The following is an 18,210-nucleotide window of genomic DNA, read 5'->3' on the forward strand; positions in this document are numbered from 1 at the left end:
CTGCCATGATCGCTAGTCAGCTGCGCAGTATGTGGTTGGTGTTCAAACACCTTTTCAGTCGCAACGTCACAGTACAGTATCCGGACGAAAAACCCTACCTGGCACCGCGATACCGCGGGCGCATCGTACTCACCCGCGATCCGGATGGCGAGGAACGCTGTGTGGCCTGCAACTTATGCGCGGTAGCCTGCCCTCCGGATTGTATCTCCCTGCAGAAAACCGAAGACGAAGACGGCCGCTGGCGCCCGGCGTTTTTCCGCATCAACTTCTCCCGCTGCATCATGTGCGGCCTCTGTGAAGACGCTTGCCCCACCTACGCCATACAGTTGACCCCGGATTTCGAGATGTGCGAGTACGACCGCCAAAATATGGTGTACGAGAAAGAGGACCTGCTGATCAGCGGGCCGGGTAAGTACCACGATTACAGTTTCTACAATGTGGCCGGCAAGGCGATCGACGGCAAGGACAAGGGGCAGGCGGAGAACGAGGCTGAACCGGTGAACATAAAGAGCCTGAATCTATGACTAATTGTAAAAGAAAGCTCCCCTCTCCCGCTTGCGGGAGAGGGGAGTAGGAGAGCTCCCCTCCCCCACTTACGGGGGAGCGGGAACACCCACAAAATCAGAACAACGGAAAAAATAAAATCATGTACTTCTATCTAACCGCCCTGGTCGCCATAGCCTCCACCACCATGGTGATCTTTAACCGCAACGCAGTCCACGCCCTGCTCTACCTGGTGGTCTCCCTGCTTGCGGTGGCGGTAATTTTTTACCAGTTCGGCGCGCCCTTCGCCGCGGCACTGGAGGTAATTGTCTACGCCGGTGCCATCATGGTGCTGATCGTGTTTGTGATCATGATGCTCAACCAGGGAGACAAGGCAGTGGCCCAGGAGAGCCAGTGGCTTCGCCCGGGAATCTGGTGGGGTCCGGGCCTGCTCTCGGCCATTCTTCTCCTGCAACTGATTTTTATGCTGCGCGGCGGGCAGGTGGCCGACACTACGGCGCTGAATTACGTCGGTCCCAAAGAAGTGGGGATAGCGCTGTTCAGCCGCTACGTACTGGCGGTGGAACTGGCCTCCATGCTGCTGCTGGCGGGGCTGGTGGGAGCCTTTCATCTGGCGCGGCAGAAGCGCAGGGAAGAGAGTGGGGTACAAGATGCCGATTGAAACCATTGCCGGTGGTGCCATGCACCAGGGACTGATCCTCGCGGCCACCCTGTTTTGTCTCGGATTGGCCGGACTTCTGGTGCGGCGCAATATCATGTTCATGCTGATGTGCATCGAGATCTGCACCAACGCCGCGGCACTGGCATTCGTAGTGGTGGGCGCTCATTGGGGCAATGCGGACGGCCAGGTAATGTACATCTTTGTGATTACCCTGGCCGCGGCTGAAGTGGCTATCGCGCTGGCGCTGGTACTGCAATTCTACCGGCGCAGGCACACCGTGGATGTGGACCAACTGAACGGAATGCGAGGTTGATATGCGGGAACTGACCGGCTGGATTCCACTGCTGCCCCTACTGGGCTTTTTGATACTGGCCGCGGTACCACTGTTCACCCGGCGCGAACTGCCGGAAAAAGTCAGCGCCACCATCGGCGTCGCCTCGGTGGGCCTGGCAGCACTGGTGACCGCTGCAATCGCTCCACAGTTTTTCAACGACTCCGCCTATGTTTACTCTGTCTCGTTGTGGTCCTGGCTGGATGTGGGCGGGCTGTCACTGGGAATTGATTTTTACCTGGACTGGCTGACTTTGGTAATGCTGGGTGTGGTAACCGGTGTGGGGTTTCTGATTCACCTGTACTCCGCCGGCTATATGCGCGGCGATCCCGGCTACCGCCGCTATTTCGCCTACCTGAACCTGTTTGTGTGCGCCATGCTGCTCCTGGTAATGGCGGACAACCTGGTGCTGCTGTACCTGGGCTGGGAGGGGGTGGGCCTGTGCAGCTACCTGCTGATCGGTTTCTGGTATCGGGACCCGGTCAACGGCGCCGCCGCACGCAAGGCGTTTATCGTCACCCGCATCGGCGACACCGCCATGGCCATCGGCCTGTTTCTGCTGTTCAGCCAGTTCGCCACCCTGAATATCCGCGAACTGCTCGCGGCCGGCAGCGCGCCGCAAGCCGATCCGCAAACACTCACCCTGGCCGCACTGCTGCTGTTGGGCGGCGCCGTAGGCAAGTCCGCACAGCTGCCGCTGCAGACCTGGTTGCCGGATGCCATGGCCGGCCCCACCCCGGTCAGTGCATTGATCCATGCGGCCACTATGGTTACGGCCGGCGTCTATCTGATTGCGCGCATGCACACGCTCTTCGCACAGTCGCCAATGGCGATGATGGCCGTTGCCACAGTGGGTGCACTCACCCTGCTGCTGGCGGGCTGCAGTGCGCTGGTGCAGACGGATATCAAGCGAGTGCTCGCCTATTCCACCATCAGCCAGATCGGTTATATGTTTCTCGCCCTTGGGGTCGGTGCCTGGTCCGGGGCCATTTTCCACCTGATGACCCACGCCTTCTTCAAGGCACTGCTGTTCCTGGCCGCCGGCTCGGTGATCCTGAGCCTGCACCACGAGCAGAATATTTTTGCCATGGGCGGGTTGCGCCGGAAAATTCCGTTTACCTTTTCCTGCTTCCTGATCGGCTGCGCCTGCCTGGCCGCACTGCCGTTCACCTCCGGGTTTTACAGCAAGGACCGGATTCTGCTACAGGCCTGGGAGCAGTTTCACGGCTTCAACTGGATCTGGTTGGCGGGTGTTCTCGGCGCACTGATTACCGGCGTCTATAGCTTTCGCCTGCTGTTCCTGGTTTTTTTCGGCAGGGAGGGCAGCGCCTCCAGCCATTGCGAGGATGCCAATACACGGGGAATGGTCCTGCCGCTGCTGCTGCTGAGTGTGCTTGCACTGTTTGGCGGAGTTCTGGCGCCCCCACTGCAGTCCGTCTTCGGAGCTGCCGCCGCCGGGCATCCGCAAATATGGGTTGAATGGATTGCCATTGCCGCACCCATTCTGGGAATTCTGTTTGCCTGGTGGCTTTTCCGCCGCGGCAGCTTCGGAGAAACGCAGACTGGCATCAACCTCTGGTGGCAGAGGGGCTGGGACTTCGACCGTCTGTATGAGGCTGTATTCAGCAAACCGTTTTTATGGCTGGCGCACGCCAACCGCGGCGACTTTGTGGACGGTGGTTACCGCGGCGTGGCCGCGGCCAGCCGCCTGCTGAACCTCGGTGCCAGCGCCTCACAAACTGGCCAGATACGCTGGTATATGGCGAGCTTTGCACTGGGCTCGATTCTGATTCTCGCTCTACTGGTGGCACTATGACCCTGATCGCAATTATCGCGGTACTCTTTCTCGGCGGCGCTCTCGCCTGGCTGCTAGAGCGATCTGTCGAAGGGGGCAGCCGCTGGGTAACCCTGGCAAGCCTCCTCCTCAGCTGTGTGCTCCTGGCCAGCTACTGGCCGCAATTTTCACAGGCCGCCGGAGAGGGCTGGTGGGACAGCGTCCAGGCCCCCTGGATACCCCGATTCGGTATCAGTTTCTTTCTCGCCCTGGACGGTCTGAGCTTTTTGTTGCTGGCATTGACCCTGGCCATGGGTCTGTTCGGACTGATCGCCTCCTGGGACCAGATTCAATTTCGCCGCGGTTTTTTCTATTTCAATTACCTCTGGACCCTGGCGGGTGTGGCCGGCGTTTTTACCGCCATGGACCTGTTCCTGTTTTTCTTCTTCTGGGAAGTGATGCTGATTCCCATGCTGTTCCTGATTGCGGTGTGGGGCTACGAGCAGCGGATTTTCGCCGCGATCAAGTTCTTCATTTTCACCCAGGCCAGCAGCCTGCTGATGCTGGTGGCCATAGTGGCTCTGGTCTATATCCACTACAACGCCAGCGGCCAGGTAACTTTCAATTATCGGGAACTTATGGATTCCGAGATCCCCGCGGGCATGCAGTACTGGCTGATGCTGGGGTTCTTTATCGCCTTTGCGGTAAAACTGCCCGCAGTGCCGCTGCATCCCTGGCTTCCCGATGCGCACACCCAGGCGCCCACCGCGGGCAGTATCCTGCTGGCTGCAATTCTGCTCAAGACCGGTGCCTACGGCCTGCTGCGCTTTACCCTGCCGCTCTTTCCCGAGGCCAGCGCCGCCTTTGCGCCGCTGGCCATGGCCATCGGGGCGATCAGCGTGGTCTACGGGGCGATTCTCGCCTTCGCGCAACAGGATATGAAACGGCTGGTGGCCTATTCCAGTGTCAGCCATATGGGTTTTGTGCTGCTGGGAATCTACGCCCTCAATACCATCGCCATCCAGGGCGCGGTGATGCAGATGATCGCCCACGGTCTGAGCACCGCCGCTCTCTTTGCGCTGGTGGGCGCGCTGCAACAGCGACTGCATACCCGGGATATGGCGCAGATGGGTGGGCTCTGGGCGCGTGTGCCCAAGCTGGCTGCCATTGCGCTGTTTTTTGCCGTGGCCTCACTGGGTCTTCCGGGGCTGGGCAATTTTATCGCCGAGTTCCTGGTGCTGGTCGGCAGCTTCCCGGTCAACCGCTGGCTCACTGTGATTGCCGCCCTGGGTTTGGTGGGCGCCGCACTCTATGCACTGTGGATGATGCAACGGGTGTTTTTTGGCGAGGGAAAAAAGGCAGAGGAGGACAGTAAAGTCCACGACCTGAATGCGCGGGAAGCCACAGCGTTACTGGTGCTGGCGGTCGGCCTGGTTTTCCTCGGGCTGCGCCCGCAACCGGTGTTCGATACCGCTGAGCCGGCGGTGACGTACCTGTTGGAACAAATGGAAAGCGCAAATTCGGTAGCGGAGTCCAGCCCTCCGGACAGTGGCTCCAACCTTGTCCCGGCAAAAGGTACCACCAGCACAACCGTTTTGAATACCGTGGCATCCGGGAGTGAAACCCCATGAACACCCAGGAACTTTTCGCCATTCTACCGCTGCTGGTACTGAGTGCCGGTATCGTGATCCTGCTGTTGCAGGTGTCCTTTATCCGGGGCCACCGGGCCGCGCTGGCCACCACGCTGGTGGTACTGATTTCGGCCTGTGCGGCCTGCTTCGCGGTGGCCGGCCAGGTATCCCGGGGGCCGGGCAGCATTGGGGTCACGGGGTTGCTGCTGGTGGACCACTACGCCCTGTTCTTCTGCCTGCTGCTCCTGTTCTCCGCAATCGCCGTGGCGGTACTGGGATTCAATTACCTGAAACACCGCAGCGACAGCACAAGCTACCCCGAGGAATTCTATATCCTCTTGCTGCTGATGATACTGGGAGCCAGCACCCTGGTCTTTGCCAGCCACTTCGCCAGCTTTTTCCTGGCCCTGGAACTGATGAGCCTGTCGCTCTACCCGTTGCTCGGCTTCGCGGTCAGCGGCGACCTGTCGCCCGAGCGGGATCAGCTGCTATCGCTGGAATCCGGGTTCAAATATTTGCTGCTCTCCGCGCTCGCCACCGCCCTCGGCCTGTTCGGTATCGCATTGATCTACGCCGCCAGTGGCGCCCTGGATTTTTCCGGTATAGCGCTGGCCGCGCGACAGTTCGGCCAGGATTCCCCGCTGATGCTCGCCGGTTTGGCTCTGCTGCTGATCGCCATGGCATTCAAGCTGTCATTGGTGCCTTTCCATATCTGGACCCCGGACGTCTACCAGGGCGCTCCCACCCCGGTCACCGCCCTGATCGCCACCGTGGGAAAAGGAGCCGTGGTGGCGCTGCTACTGCGCTTCTTTGCCGGTGTGGACCTGTTCGCCCTGCCCGCGCTCACCACCCTGCTGGCGTTTATGGCGGTGGCAAGTATGTTGATCGGCAACCTTCTGGCATTGCTACAAGGCAATATCAAGCGATTGCTGGCCTACTCCTCCATCGCTCATATCGGCTATCTGTTCGTCGCTTTCCTGATGGGCAACAGCGCTTTCGGTATCGAGGCCGTGGCCTATTACCTGGTGGCCTACGTGGTTACCACGCTCGGTGCCTTCGCTGTAGTCAGCCTGGTAGCGGACTCGGCGCTGGCGCACACGCCGGGAGGGGGGCACCCGATCGGCGACACTGCAAACGATCCCTTCCATCGGGACTATTACCGCGGCCTCTTGTGGCGCTCTCCTTGGTTGGCCGGTTGTCTGGCGGCCATGCTGCTGTCTCTGGCCGGCATACCGCTAACCATCGGCTTTGTGGGCAAGTTCTATATTTTCGCCGCCGGAGTGCAGGGGCAGATGTGGTTCCTGCTGGCGGCGGTAATCCTGGGCAGTGCACTGGGGCTCTACTATTACCTGAGGCTGCTGCTGGTGATGTTGCAGCGGGAAGAGCCATCTCCTTCCGGCGCCGGTGGCGCGATACAGCTGGCGGTATCCGGCCGACTGCTGATGTTCTCCCTGACTGCCGTATTGCTGGTATTCGGTATCTTTCCGCAAATCTTGATCAACTGGATAAATGCACTATAAATGTATCAAAGGGCGATGATTGACGAGACTGCTTTGCCACCATAACGACATGACAAAGGCAAGTTCATGAAAACTTTCAAACAGGCGTATGAAGTGCTCAAGGACGCGCGCAAGTTCCATCTGGATATGGCCGACCTGTACGAAGAGCTTCTGGAAAAGTCCACCGACAAACGCACCCAGCTACTGCTCAAGCATATGCTGGAGCACGAACAGCGCATGGCCAAAAACCTGGAAAACTATAGTGAGATTGCCAAACACAAGGTCATGCAAACCTGGCTGCAGTACACCCACGAAGAATCGGCCGAGGATTTCGTCAAGCACCTGCATTTGAGCGACTCTCCAAACATCAAGGAAATCAACAATCTGGGGCGAGAAGTGGACCGCTATTTCCACGATCTTTACGAAGCCGTATATGGCGCCATCGAATCGGCAGAAGTAAAAGAGGTTTTCGAGGACCTGAAGCAGATACAGGACAAGGAGCGGATTACCCTGTCGATGGCCACCAATTCATTGTGGGATATGTAGCAGACATACTACCGGGTCGGAAGGAAAGGATACCCCTCTCCCGGGACACGGGCTGGGCGCCCCCTTAAATACATCCCTGTACGCTCGTAACCGGCATCCCTGCCTCATACGGTCCCGGGAAAGGGGTATCTTTCCCTTCCGCCTTATTAGTATCTCCATCTTTGTGATCTTTTCTCATAAAAAAATCCCCGCTATCGAAGCGGGGATTTTTATTTTTGCACTCTTTAGAATTCGTAACGAGTGCGAATATAGTAGAAGCCTCCGTCAAATCCGAAAGGTGAGAACTGGCTGTAGCGGTTGCCCACCCCGTCTGCAGCACCGGGATTCTCTTCAGGAGTTTGATCCAGAAGGTTCTGCGCCCCGATAATTACAGAAGTCTTTTCGCCGAAGTTGTACCCGACTTCCGCATCGACGATATACTCGCCGCTATAAACCTGGACATCCTCAGAATCAAACCAGTCGTCGTAGTAACTGACTCTGGCCATAAATCTCCAGTCGGCGAGCAGAGTGTTTGCAGACAGGTTCCAGCGGGATTCCGGCAAACCTTCTTCCAACTCCCGAACACGGGTAGCGTCAACGGTTTCCGGTGTGAAGCGGTCGACTTTGGTGTCGGTCTTGTTGTAGGCGAGACTGAAGCTGGTGCTATCACCAATGGCCTCCGTCATATAGCTGGCTACGATATCAAACCCTGTGGTGGTGGTATCGAAGTCGTTGGTAAAGAAACGGAAGTTCTGCAGGTTGGCGGCGCTGGTCACCCCGGATGCAACCAGACTGTCGATTTCCGCCTGGGTCAGCGAATAGAGCTGGGAGGGAGCGATACGGTCTTCCACTTCGATATTGAAATAGTCGATGGTGATATCCACAGGTCCCAGGGACAGCACCGTGCCCACCGTCCAGTTGGTGGATTCCTCCGGATCGAGTGCTTCGCCACCGCGGAGCTGTGCCACCGGGTTGGTGGGCGGAATCGTACCGTTGTTTACCAGGTCACCCAGCTCCAGGTCGAATTCTGTGGAAACGTTGAAGGCATTGGACTGCCCCGGTGTCGGCGCGCGGAAGCCGGTACTGTAGGCACCGCGCAGCATAACGCTATCGCTGATGTCGACACTGGTGGCCAGTTTGAAATTGGTAGTGGTGCCGAAGTCTTCAAAATCCTCGAAGCGCACCGCCAAACCCACCAGCCAGGGGTCCAGGATACTCGCTTCCATATCCACATAGGTGGCGATGTTGGAGCGACTCCACTGGCCGCCGGCCAGGGGACCGAAGCCGGGGAAACCGTTGGCGGCGGCGCTGAAGCCCTGGTCGGCCAGGGGACCAATTTCATAGGAGGCCTGGTCGCCGGTGGTGATCTCGAACACTTCGTCGCGCCACTCGAAACCGGTGGCCAGGCTCAGGTCCGATGCCAGGCCGACATCGAATCCCTTGACGAAATCGATATTGAAATTCTTTTCCAACTGGGTGTAAGCGCCCGGATCAAAGGAAGTCGGGCTCTGCGGCCCCAGGGAGGCGTTGACGGTGTTGTAGATAAAGAAATCCACATCGCTGTAGCCCAGGCCGGCGCTGATATCATAGTTCCAGCCACCGTCTGTCTCTCCTCGAACGCCCGCAACACCGGCCAAGTCGGTAACATCACCGCCAAAGCGCGGGGTGAAACCGCCGGGAAACATTTCCTGAAAGGAAAAGCACTCATCGCTCGCCATTGCATCTGCATGGCTCATGCCGGCGCAGCTGTCGAGGCCGTTGCTGGGATCGAGATCGCCAACCAGGGGATCATCGCCGAGAGCGAAGACCCCACCCCTCGTCTCCGGATTGCGGAAATAAAAGCCGCCGTCCACGTGTTTACTGCCATAGTTGCCGAATGCGTAAAACTCCTTGCTTCCGTCCAGGTCGACCCCCAGGTTGACCACCGCCTTGAGATCGTCGTCGATTTCCGGGCGTCCCCAAACCTGGGCGGGATCGGCGACCGCAGTATTGCCGGCTTCGACCAGCGCGGCGGCATCATTGCGCTGCACACTCCGGTCGGTGGCATCGGAACTGCCGTATTCAAAACTGACATTGGCAAAACCGTTGGCGGTAAACGGCATGCCGTAGTTGCCGGACACCGTGAACTGTGTCCCGTCGCCCTCAAAGAACTCGCCCGCTTTCACTTCAATGGAACCGCCGTCCGGAGAATCTTTCAGCTTAAAGTTCATCACCCCGGCAATTGCATCGGAACCGTACTGGGCCGCCGCGCCGTCGCGCAGCACTTCCACTTGCTGCAGAGCGATGGCGGGAATCTGGGAAATATCCGGCCCCTGGGCGCCATCGGAGACACCGTTGCCCAGCCAGGCAATCACCGCAGCGCGGTGACGGCGTTTGCCATTTACCAGCACCAAAGTGTGATCCGGGGCAAGGCCGCGCAGGTTTGCCGGACGGACAAGGCTCGCCGCATCGCTGATCGGCTGGTTGTTAACGTTGTACGAGGGTACTATGTTGCGCAGCAGGTTATTGAGATCGGTATCTCCCTGGTTCGCAAAATCCTCTCCGGTGATGATATCGATAGGGACGGCCGAGTCTGTCGCCGTACGACCTTCGACCCGGGTACCGATGGTAATCACCTCCTCAAGGACTTCTTCCTGGGCAATCAGTGGATTGGATGTGGCGGCAATGGCCATCGCCAGTAGAGAGGGGACCCCGAGGTGTCTGTGGTTTTTCATAAAAGCTCCCTTGAACTCTTTTATTTATATGCATGCGTCTTTGCATGCAGGTATGAAGACTTCCACAGGGCCGATGCAAAAACTGTGACATAAAGCTGCAATTTTTCCGGCAAATTCAATCTGGATATTGTTTAGTTTGCTATCAGCCATCAATAAGGATATTTAGTGTTTTTTCTGTATTTTTTAACTTAAATTTAAATAGTGTCCAACCTGACAGGCAAAAGATTCCAATAACCACTGACTGGTACGTTTGACAAAATTGAACATATTTACCAGCCTGTGACAAAGCCCTAAAAATGCACCAAGTTTGGACGCGGAATACGGAAATGCCCCCCGGCGTCGGCGACAGACAACCGGAAGTCACAATAGGTAACAGCGACACCACACAACGGTGGCACCTGCTACAGAAAGTGCCTACCCGCAGGTCGATCCCGCCAAAACCACTCCCTTGGCACTCAGGTTGTTACGGTTGCCGTTGCCAGCCGACCAACCTTCATGCTAATTTTGACAGCGGTGTCATTTTTGACATCGATAAGAATAGCCACCGAAAAGGTGAAGAAATGAACAATAAATTCATGCTAGGCACCCTGGCAGGAGCGCCGCTGATCGCCGGCACGCTCACGCCATCGGCTGTTCGGGTCTCCCCAAGGCGGGTGCCGCCTAAGATCAATATCCCTTTGTAGGAGCGGTATGGTTGCGATCACTCTTGCCGAACAGAAAGGCCAATCGCGGCCATGGACCGCTCCTCCACAAATAAAAACAGCTGTAACAGATATGACCAACCAAAAACAACGCCTCGCCTCGGTAGACGCCCTGCGCGGCTTCGATATGTTCTGGATTATCGGCGGCGAAGCCCTGTTCCTGCCGCTGCTCACCCTTACCGGCTGGTCGCTATTCGCCTTTGGCCACGGGCAGATGCAACATACGAACTGGCACGGCTTCAGCTTTTACGACCTGATTTTCCCGCTATTTATTTTCCTGTCTGGCGTAACCCTCGGCCTCGCCAACAAATCCCTGCGCGGCCTGCCGATGGAACAGCGCAAGCCGATATACCGAAAGGCAGTCAAGCGCCTGCTGGTGCTGATTCTGTTGGGCATCGTCTACAACCACGCCTGGGGCATGGGCATTCCCACGGACCTGGGGGAAATCCGCTACGCCAGTGTTCTCGCCCGTATCGGATTCGCCTGGTTCTTTGCCGCCCTGATTGCCTGGCACTGCGGCATCCGCACCCAATACGCCATCACCGCCGGCATACTGCTGGGCTATTGGATGCTGCAGGCCAGCTTCGGCCCGCTGACCCCAACCAGCTCCATCAACAGTTGGTTCGACCAGCACCTGCTGCCGGGCATCACCTACCGCAACCAACCCTATGACCCAGAAGGCATACTCTCCACCATCCCCGCCATCGCAAACGCCCTGTTCGGCGTCTTCGCAGGCCGCTGGCTGCGCCAGCAACAGGGGCAGAACAAGAAAATCCTCGGCGGGCTGGCAATCGGCGGCACCGCCTGCCTGTTGCTCGGGCTACTGTGGCATTTGGTCTACCCCATCAACAAACCCCTCTGGACCGGCTCCTTCGTACTGATCACCAGCGCCTGCAGCCTGCTATTGCTGGCACTTTTCTACCTGATCGTGGACGTATGGCACTGGCGGGTCTTTACCCTTTTCTTCTCAGTGATTGGAATGAATGCAATCCTGGTCTACCTGGGTACCAGCCTGATCGACTGGAGCTACAGCAGCAAAAGCCTGTTCGGCGGCATAGCCGCCGCCCTGCCGGAAGCGGCGGGGGTCCTGGTAATAGTCTGCGGGGTGATTCTGTTGCAGTGGGTGGTGTTGCGGTGGTTGTATAGGCGGGAGATTTTTATTAGTCCCTGATGAGCTAAACGACGCTCTTGCGATCGATATCAATAATATCGGACACTCCGCATTTATCGAATTGTTCTAACAATGCCCCCCTGTGTCAGGATAGTTGTCGCCTCTACTGAACCGAAGAAGCCAAGACAGGGGGCGGTAAAGAGGAGCAAATGCCCCGTTATTCCACAGAACGCAAAGCCTCAGTGTTGAAGAAGCTGCTGCCGCCGGAGAACCGGCCCATCCCGGACGTCGCGGCGGAAGAAGGCATCAGCGAAGGCACCCTGTACAATTGGCGCCAGCAAGCCAAAGAGAAGGGTATACCGGTGCCGGGTAGTGGTAAACAGAGCGAAGATTGGTCGGCGGAAGCCAAGTTCGCGGTCGTCGTTGAAACCGCCAGTCTCAGCGAAGCCGCGCTGAGTGAGTATTGCCGCAGCAAGGGGCTGTACCCGGAGCAGGTACAGGCCTGGAGGGCGGCCTGTATTCAAGGCACGTTGACCGATGCCGAGCGCCGCAAACAGGAGCGGGAAGAGGCGCGGCGGGCCAAGAAGCGCATCAAGGAGTTAGAGAAGGATCTTCACCGAAAGGAAAAGGCCCTCGCGGAAACGACAGCGCTGCTGGTGTTGAGAAAAAAGCTGAATGCCCTCTGGGGAGAGGACAGCGGGGAAGAATGACCCCGGCCCCGGAGCGGCGTCAACTGATTGGGTGGATAGAAGAGGCTGTGGCTGCGGGTGCCCGCAGAGGCCGGGCCTGTGCGGAGGTTGGGATCAGTCTGCGGACCCTGCAGCGCTGGACTGCCCAGGGGGCGCCGCAAGAAGACCGGCGACCCGATGCACAGAGGCCAGAGCCACACAACAAACTGGCGGAAGAGGAACGGCAGGCGATCCTGGCCGCGTGCAACAGTCCGGAGTTTGCCAGCAAGCCACCGGGCCAGATAGTGCCCACGCTGGCGGACCGCGGCGAGTATATTGCGTCAGAATCGAGCTTCTACCGAACGTTAAGGGATGCGGACCAACTGCATCATCGCGGACGGTCGAAGTCCAGGAAGAAACGCAAGGCCCCCGCCACCTTTGTGGCCGAGGCGCCCAACCAAGTGTGGACCTGGGACATCACCTATTTGCCGTCATCGGTGAAGGGGCTGTATTACTACCTGTATCTGGTGGAAGACATCTATAGCCGTAAGGGCGTGGTCTGGGAAGTACACGAGAGCGAGTCCGGCGAACATGCGGCGGTGCTGATACAGCGGGCTATGCTGCGGGAGCAGTGTTTTTGCAGTCCCCCGGTATTGCACTCCGACAACGGCGCGCCGATGAAGTCGCAGACCTTGCAGACCAAGCTGTACGATCTGGGCATCCAGGCTTCGCACAGTCGCCCACGGGTGAGCAACGATAACCCCTACTCGGAATCGTTGTTCCGCACGGTGAAATACTGTCCACGCTGGCCCTCGGAGGGCTTTGCTTCACTGGACGAGGCGAGGCAGTGGGTAGAGAGATTTATGCACTGGTACAACCACGAGCATCTGCATAGTGGCATCAAGTATGTCACCCCGGCGGACAGGCATGACGGCAAGGATGTGGCCCTATTATCCGAGCGGGAGAAAGTCTACAAGCTGGCGAGGGAAAGAAATCCATCGCGCTGGTCTGGAGAGACAAGGGACTGGACACCGGTTGGTGCAGTGGCCCTAAATCCACAGAAAGAAGAACCAGAAACCAAAGTCGCAGCGTAACGAAAAAAGGCGACAACTATCTTGAAAAACGCCGATGCGTCGCTACCTTCAGCCAACTTCAAGTTCATTTCCTCTTCATACAAAGGAACAACACTAAAGAACTCAATTATCTTACTATCGTTAATTTTCAACTTATAAAAATCCTTCGGCAGATTGATCGAAGGCAAAATGATTACCCCATTGAATTTTGTATTTTCAGCAAATGGTTCTGCGGGGTCGCCATTTGGTATGGTACGCCCCCAAGCCAACTAGGTATCATATTTATGAGGAAATCTGGCTAAGAACTTCAGCTCCCACTCTCTTTCTCCATCCGTGTACCTAAATATGGGCGCCCCGGACATAGATACCAGATTATCATTCTTACTCATTCATTCCTCCGATGGTTTATTGTTAGCCTTTCAAGTTTCTGACACATCATACCTACACCGATGGTCTTTGCTATGTGCTTAAAAGCCCAGCAATTCCTTGGTTACAATTCCCATGGGTGCCTATAAGGCATCCGGTGGGCTGTATTCAGCTGCCAATCGATCATCAGTCAGTCAGCATCATACGCAGCTTCAGACCCCATTTGGAGGTAGCTCCGGATGTTACCCAGCTGACATTGCCACTGCTGTCGACAATCACAATGGTCGGGGTTACGCGGATACCCCAGCTGTTGCTGAGCGCTCCATTGGGGTCGTTGATGGTGGGAAACTGCAAATCGTTACGCTGCAGGTACTCAGTCACTTCGCTGTCGCTACCGGACTGCATGGCCACGGAGATGACTTGGTGATCGGTGGTTAGGTCGGTAATGGTTGGTGACACCACCCGGCAATAGGGACACCAGGTGGCCCAGAAATAAATGAGCACCGGCCCCCGGGCGGTCATCTGTTGCAGGTCCAGATACTCCCCTTCCAGCGATCTACCCGCCAGGGGCGGCGCCTTTTTTGTGGGAATATCCCGCTGCTGGTAGTAGCCCACGGCGCTCACAATCAGCACGGCCATCAGCACAAAGCCGACCAGATTTCGCAGCGCCGCGATCCATTTTTTCCGCAACGGAATACTCCCGTACAGGCGATCAGTACTTGACGCTGCAGCCGTAGGCGCGGGACGAGGCGACGGCAACGGCTTCACCACCCAGCGAGGCATCCAGCGCGGCGGCGACGTAGTTCCTGGAATCCGGAATCACCGCCGGATTTGCGGAATCGTTGTCATCGATGGCGCCGGCGTAAACCACTTTGCCCTCCGGGTTGATCACAAACATATGCGGCGTGGTCTTGGCACCGTAGGCGCGGCCCATGTTGCCGTCGGCGTCCAGCAGGAAGGGCGCGCTGGCATTCAGTCCGTGGCTTTCGGCTACTTCGAGGGCCTGGGCCGGCTCCAGATAGCCCTGTTTGCCCTTGGCGGAGGAGATCACCGTCAGCCACTTGGCGTCCCGCCCGGTGTATTTTTTCTGTAGGGCCTGCATATTGCCGCTGCCGTAGTGCTTTTTCACGTAGGGGCAATCCTTGTTGAACCACTCGATGACCAGCCATTGGCCCTCGTAGTCGGCCAGCGAGTGGGTTTTGCCCTGGGCGTCGACTTCGGAAAAGGCCGGGGCTTTCTCCCCGGGTGTCGCTACCGCCAGCGCCAGGGTGGGCGCGGCGAAGACCAGTGGCAGCAGAAGGCTGCGGATCAGTTGCTTTCCTTTTATTCTCATGGCGTATCGTCCTCTGTAAGTTGAAGGGTGTGCTCTTCGAACAGTGCTGCGATCATGCGCTCCTGCAGAATCTGTGGCAAAAGTTCGGGCCCGCCCGCGCCCGGCGGATACCAGGCGTACACCGGAACCGAATTGCGGCCCAGTTCGGCCAGGGCCCGGGTGATCTCCGGGTTGTGGTTGGTCCAGTCCGCGCGCACCAGCATGACGTCGTGGGTTTCAAACAAATCCATCACCGCCGGCGACTCCAGTACCAGCTTCTTGTTCACCTGACAGGTGATACACCAAGCGGCAGTGTAATCGATAAACACCGCGCGTCGGTCTGCCCGCGCCCGGTCGATGGCGGCGCGGTCGTAGGCTTGCCAGCTGCCCAGAGCCAGCGACTGTGTCTGCGGTTCGGGCGTCGCGCGCAGTGTGCCGAAGGCAGTCACCATCGCGGCAACCGCCATCAGAGTGCCGACCGCCCTGCCCGCCCCGGAAAACGTGCGCCCGAGCCACAGGGCAAAAACCACCGCCAGCAGCAACAGGGTGCCGATCAGCCAGCCGCTTTCCCCCACCAATCGCCCGAGTACCCAGAGCAGCCAGATGACCGTAGCGTAAAGCGGAAAGGCGAGCAGCTGGCGCAGTTTGTCCATCCAGGAGCCGGGCGCGGGCAGCCGGTTCAGCAGCCCGGGGCTGGCGCAGAGCAGCAGGAAGGGCGCGGCCAACCCGGCGCCGAGACCGAGAAACACCGCCATCGCGGATGCCGCGGGCAGCACCGCCGCGGCGCCGAGGGCGGCGCCCATAAAGGGGCCGGTGCAGGGCGCGGCGACAAATACCGCCAGCACGCCGGTGGCGAAACAGCCGCCGCGACTGTTACCGGCCACAGTCATCAATCGGTGCCCGAATTCAAATACGCCGCTGAAAGACAGCGCCATCAGCCAGAACAACAGAATCAGCGCCAACACCACCGGCGCCGACTGCAACTGGAACCCCCAGCCCACCGCGGTGCCGCCGGCGCGCAGGACCAGCAGCAAAGCGCCCAGGACGGCGAAAGTGGCCAGCACACCGGCGCTGTAGACCAGCCCCTCACGCACCCGGCCGGCCGTGCCGGTACCCGCGTTGACCAGGCCGAACAGCTTGATCGACAGCACCGGGAAGACACAGGGCATCAGGTTCAGGATAACGCCGCCGGCAAAGGCCGCCAGTAACAGCCACCAAAGCGCCGGCGGTTCACTCGCGCGGGACATCGGCACGCCGCCGAAAGGCACCTCATTTAATTGCCAGGCGCGCTCGCCGTCTGTCAGTACGAAGCCCGTGGATTCCGGCAATGGTGTGCCGGGGACGCGGGTAAAGGTGTAGTGAAGCCGATCGCCGTCAATGCGCCGTTCGGGCTCGGCCGCGGTGAGCAGGCCGCCGTTCAGCGGGAAAATCTGTGGCATGCCACCGCTCTCCCGGGCCAGCGTCAGTTGTACCTTATCGGCACCGGCTTCCGACAGAGCTACCATCTTCCAGGGGCTGGCGGAGCCCGGCTGCGGAATGCGCGCTGCAAAGCGATCGCGCAGCGCGAGATCGTCGCCGACCCAGTTGGCGGCCTCCCGCAGCGGTCGCTCGAGGCTCATGGTGCCGAAGCCGGGAATGCACTCCACTTTGCACACCAGCCACTCCAGGTTCACTTTCAGGGAAATCTGGCGAGCACCGGGGACAGGGGTTACATCGAAAAGGTAGGCGACATCGCCCTCGTAGCCGAGGTTGGTCAGGTGTTCAATCGGCAGGCGCACCGGAAAGGGCCACCGGGTATCCCCTACCTCGGCGCCCCCGGCGGTGAAATCGAAGCGCGGCGCGGCGCCGGAATCCCCCGCATTGCGCCAGTAAACGTGCCACCCCGGATCGACTTCGAAATAAAAACCGATGGTTTCCGTTTCATCGGCGGCAAAGGTATCAGGCGCCAGCCAGCGCACGCGCACATGGTCGCCGCTGGCACTGTCCTGGGCGGAGGCCATCGCGGCGGCGAACAGCAGAAAAGCTGCAAGAATGGTTTTTGCGACACTGTGCACAGTGGACACTGACACCTCTTTCGATATTGGCCGGAAGCTTCCATCGCCCGCAGTCGGGAGCGGGGCACCGACGTTATTTTTATTTCGGATACCCCATTCAAGCGGATTGCCCGGTCGGCTGCAAACCCGTTGCGACCAATGCCCGGCAATTGTGGGCGATTGGTGGGATCGGGCCGGTTAACAGGCGGTCCGCAGGGCCACAATCTGAGAGGTTCGCCTGACAGATTTTTGCTCCTGCAAAATCTGTATTTCCGCTGGGCGGCACTCCGCTGGGCGGCACTCCGCTGGGCGGCACTCCGCTGGGCGGCACTCCGCTGAGCGGCATTCCGCCATCCATGGCGGTCACAGCAGGCTCCTACGGGTCAAGTGCCACTACTTCGATACCGGATTCGGTATAGCGCCAGCGCAGATTGAAGCCACACAGCTGCATGCCATAAATCCGCTGCGGGTCCGGCTTCTGGTAGGCGGGTTTCGGGTCCTGGCCCAATAGCTGCTCGATCAGGCGGGGAAGATCCGTATCCCAGTCGTCCTTGAAGGCATGTGCCTTTTGCATTATTTCTTCGGGAATAAATACCGGCAGCAATTGCGGCGCAGCGTCGGCGAATGCACTCTGCGCTTCCGCCACCGCATCGGCGTAGGGGATATAGGGTTTGATATCCAGCACCGGGGTGCCGTCCACCAGGTCGGCGCCGCCGACAATCAATTCCACCTTCGGTTTTAACCGCACTTCCAGCAGGCGCACAACGGACAGGCCGATATTGTTGGGGCGAAAGGGAGAGCGGGTGGCGAGGACGCCGAGTTTTTTATTGCCGCCGAGGCGCGGCGGGCGCACCTTGGCGGACCACTCGCCAGCGGCCTGATGGAACTGGAAGATTACCCACAGGTGGGTGTTCTGCTCCAGGCCGGCGACAGCGTCTGGGGTATTCAGGGGGGGCAACAGCTCGATGGCGGCGCGGCTGGCGTCTGCCAGTAAAGGTTGGCGGGGGACGCCGAATTTTTCTCCGAAGCAGGAGTGAACGGTGGCGATGGGAGTCATTTGGAATGCGGACAAACCGGCAGGATTGCCGGTTTGCACAGCCGAAGGCTGCCCCGAAGGGGTGAAGCACAGGGATGTGCTTCATAAATGATGAATGCGGAACGCGGAATGCGCGGGCGGTTCTTTTGCCAAGCAACAAGAGCATTGGCCGCGACCAGGCTTTGGTAATATCCGCTAGATGGATCGCGGCCGTGGGCCGCTCCTACAGTGTTTATTTCATATTCCGCATTCATCATTCCGCATTCCGCAT

Annotated in this window: 16 protein-coding genes and 1 pseudogene; 10 read left to right on the forward strand and 7 right to left on the reverse strand. The window is 58.7% G+C overall.

Annotated features, from left to right (window positions below; genetic code table 11):
* The first annotated feature begins 5 nt into the window (after window positions 1–5).
* From nuoI to PP263_RS10075, 7 genes are all read left to right on the forward strand, one after another.
* The gene (nuoI, locus tag PP263_RS10045) at window positions 6–524 is read left to right on the forward strand and encodes an NADH-quinone oxidoreductase subunit NuoI (protein ID WP_221192117.1); all 519 of its coding nucleotides are present in this window, start codon (window positions 6–8) and stop codon (window positions 522–524) included.
* Between the two features lie 122 nt (window positions 525–646).
* On the forward strand, window positions 647–1,165 hold the full coding sequence (gene nuoJ / locus PP263_RS10050) for an NADH-quinone oxidoreductase subunit J (protein WP_308368290.1): 519 nt from the start codon (window positions 647–649) through the stop codon (window positions 1,163–1,165).
* A gap of 19 nt (window positions 1,166–1,184) precedes the next feature.
* Window positions 1,185–1,478, forward strand: a complete 294-nt coding sequence (gene nuoK / locus PP263_RS10055; protein ID WP_308368595.1) for an NADH-quinone oxidoreductase subunit NuoK — start codon at window positions 1,185–1,187, stop codon at window positions 1,476–1,478.
* A gap of 1 nt (window position 1,479) precedes the next feature.
* Window positions 1,480–3,312, forward strand: coding sequence for an NADH-quinone oxidoreductase subunit L (gene nuoL / locus PP263_RS10060; RefSeq protein WP_308368291.1), 1,833 nt, complete (start codon window positions 1,480–1,482; stop codon window positions 3,310–3,312).
* A complete protein-coding gene (nuoM, locus tag PP263_RS10065; protein ID WP_308368293.1) occupies window positions 3,309–4,901 on the forward strand; it encodes an NADH-quinone oxidoreductase subunit M in 1,593 nt (530 codons plus the stop codon). Before nuoL ends, nuoM begins: the two co-directional genes overlap by 4 nt.
* A complete protein-coding gene (locus tag PP263_RS10070) occupies window positions 4,898–6,421 on the forward strand; it encodes an NADH-quinone oxidoreductase subunit N (RefSeq protein ID WP_308368294.1) in 1,524 nt (507 codons plus the stop codon). The genes nuoM and PP263_RS10070 overlap by 4 nt, the downstream gene beginning before the upstream one ends.
* A 66-nt stretch (window positions 6,422–6,487) precedes the next feature.
* Complete coding sequence (locus PP263_RS10075) at window positions 6,488–6,946, forward strand: hypothetical protein (RefSeq protein WP_308368295.1); 459 nt, start codon at window positions 6,488–6,490, stop codon at window positions 6,944–6,946.
* Window positions 6,947–7,170: 224 nt separating this feature from the next.
* Here PP263_RS10075 and PP263_RS10080 read toward each other — a convergent pair whose 3' ends face one another.
* Window positions 7,171–9,639, reverse strand: a complete 2,469-nt coding sequence (locus PP263_RS10080) for a TonB-dependent receptor domain-containing protein (protein ID WP_308368296.1) — start codon at window positions 9,637–9,639, stop codon at window positions 7,171–7,173.
* A gap of 560 nt (window positions 9,640–10,199) precedes the next feature.
* Between PP263_RS10080 and PP263_RS10085 the strand changes: the two genes are divergently transcribed.
* The 3 genes from PP263_RS10085 (at window position 10,200) to PP263_RS10095 (ending at window position 13,213) form a co-directional block, all read left to right on the forward strand.
* Window positions 10,200–10,322, forward strand: coding sequence for a hypothetical protein (locus tag PP263_RS10085; RefSeq protein WP_308368297.1), 123 nt, complete (start codon window positions 10,200–10,202; stop codon window positions 10,320–10,322).
* Window positions 10,323–10,413: 91 nt separating this feature from the next.
* Complete coding sequence (nagX, locus tag PP263_RS10090; protein ID WP_308368298.1) at window positions 10,414–11,511, forward strand: transmembrane glucosamine N-acetyltransferase NagX; 1,098 nt, start codon at window positions 10,414–10,416, stop codon at window positions 11,509–11,511.
* A gap of 149 nt (window positions 11,512–11,660) precedes the next feature.
* Window positions 11,661–13,213, forward strand: a protein-coding gene (locus PP263_RS10095; RefSeq protein ID WP_308363956.1) for an IS3 family transposase whose coding sequence is annotated in 2 segments (ribosomal slippage) — window positions 11,661–12,114 and window positions 12,114–13,213 — 1,554 coding nt in all. Because the reading frame shifts where the segments join, the coding sequence is not laid out codon by codon here.
* Window positions 13,214–13,260: 47 nt separating this feature from the next.
* Here the strand turns inward: PP263_RS10095 and PP263_RS22705 are convergent.
* From PP263_RS22705 to PP263_RS10120, 6 genes and pseudogenes are all read right to left on the reverse strand, one after another.
* Window positions 13,261–13,461: pseudogene (locus PP263_RS22705) on the reverse strand (suppressor of fused domain protein); the annotation flags it as partial.
* Window positions 13,462–13,744: 283 nt separating this feature from the next.
* The gene (locus PP263_RS10100) at window positions 13,745–14,248 is read right to left on the reverse strand and encodes a protein disulfide oxidoreductase (protein ID WP_308368299.1); all 504 of its coding nucleotides are present in this window, start codon (window positions 14,246–14,248) and stop codon (window positions 13,745–13,747) included.
* Window positions 14,249–14,270: 22 nt separating this feature from the next.
* The gene (locus PP263_RS10105) at window positions 14,271–14,891 is read right to left on the reverse strand and encodes a thioredoxin family protein (RefSeq protein WP_308368300.1); all 621 of its coding nucleotides are present in this window, start codon (window positions 14,889–14,891) and stop codon (window positions 14,271–14,273) included.
* Complete coding sequence (locus tag PP263_RS10110) at window positions 14,888–16,933, reverse strand: thioredoxin family protein (RefSeq protein ID WP_308368302.1); 2,046 nt, start codon at window positions 16,931–16,933, stop codon at window positions 14,888–14,890. Before PP263_RS10110 ends, PP263_RS10105 begins: the two co-directional genes overlap by 4 nt.
* 346 nt (window positions 16,934–17,279) lie before the next feature.
* Complete coding sequence (gene tsaA / locus PP263_RS10115; RefSeq protein WP_308368304.1) at window positions 17,280–17,960, reverse strand: tRNA (N6-threonylcarbamoyladenosine(37)-N6)-methyltransferase TrmO; 681 nt, start codon at window positions 17,958–17,960, stop codon at window positions 17,280–17,282.
* Window positions 17,957–18,196 carry a hypothetical protein gene (locus PP263_RS10120; protein ID WP_308368305.1) on the reverse strand — a complete coding sequence of 80 codons (240 nt, stop codon included), beginning with the start codon at window positions 18,194–18,196 and terminating at the stop codon, window positions 17,957–17,959. Before PP263_RS10120 ends, tsaA begins: the two co-directional genes overlap by 4 nt.
* Window positions 18,197–18,210: the final 14 nt, after the last annotated feature.

Source organism: Microbulbifer sp. TB1203 (genome assembly GCF_030997045.1).
In the GTDB taxonomy this organism is placed as follows: Bacteria; Pseudomonadota; Gammaproteobacteria; order Pseudomonadales; family Cellvibrionaceae; genus Microbulbifer.

Coding starts and splice junctions, on each gene's coding strand:
- nuoI (WP_221192117.1), top strand. CDS start 6: ATGATCGCTAGTCAGCTGCGCAGTATGTGGTTGGTGTTCAAACACCTT.
- nuoJ (WP_308368290.1), top strand. CDS start 647: ATGTACTTCTATCTAACCGCCCTGGTCGCCATAGCCTCCACCACCATG.
- nuoK (WP_308368595.1), top strand. CDS start 1,185: ATGCACCAGGGACTGATCCTCGCGGCCACCCTGTTTTGTCTCGGATTG.
- nuoL (WP_308368291.1), top strand. CDS start 1,480: ATGCGGGAACTGACCGGCTGGATTCCACTGCTGCCCCTACTGGGCTTT.
- nuoM (WP_308368293.1), top strand. CDS start 3,309: ATGACCCTGATCGCAATTATCGCGGTACTCTTTCTCGGCGGCGCTCTC.
- PP263_RS10070 (WP_308368294.1), top strand. CDS start 4,898: ATGAACACCCAGGAACTTTTCGCCATTCTACCGCTGCTGGTACTGAGT.
- PP263_RS10075 (WP_308368295.1), top strand. CDS start 6,488: ATGAAAACTTTCAAACAGGCGTATGAAGTGCTCAAGGACGCGCGCAAG.
- PP263_RS10080 (WP_308368296.1), bottom strand. CDS start 9,639: ATGAAAAACCACAGACACCTCGGGGTCCCCTCTCTACTGGCGATGGCC.
- PP263_RS10085 (WP_308368297.1), top strand. CDS start 10,200: ATGAACAATAAATTCATGCTAGGCACCCTGGCAGGAGCGCCGCTGATC.
- nagX (WP_308368298.1), top strand. CDS start 10,414: ATGACCAACCAAAAACAACGCCTCGCCTCGGTAGACGCCCTGCGCGGC.
- PP263_RS10105 (WP_308368300.1), bottom strand. CDS start 14,891: ATGAGAATAAAAGGAAAGCAACTGATCCGCAGCCTTCTGCTGCCACTG.
- tsaA (WP_308368304.1), bottom strand. CDS start 17,960: ATGACTCCCATCGCCACCGTTCACTCCTGCTTCGGAGAAAAATTCGGC.
- PP263_RS10120 (WP_308368305.1), bottom strand. CDS start 18,196: ATGATGAATGCGGAATATGAAATAAACACTGTAGGAGCGGCCCACGGC.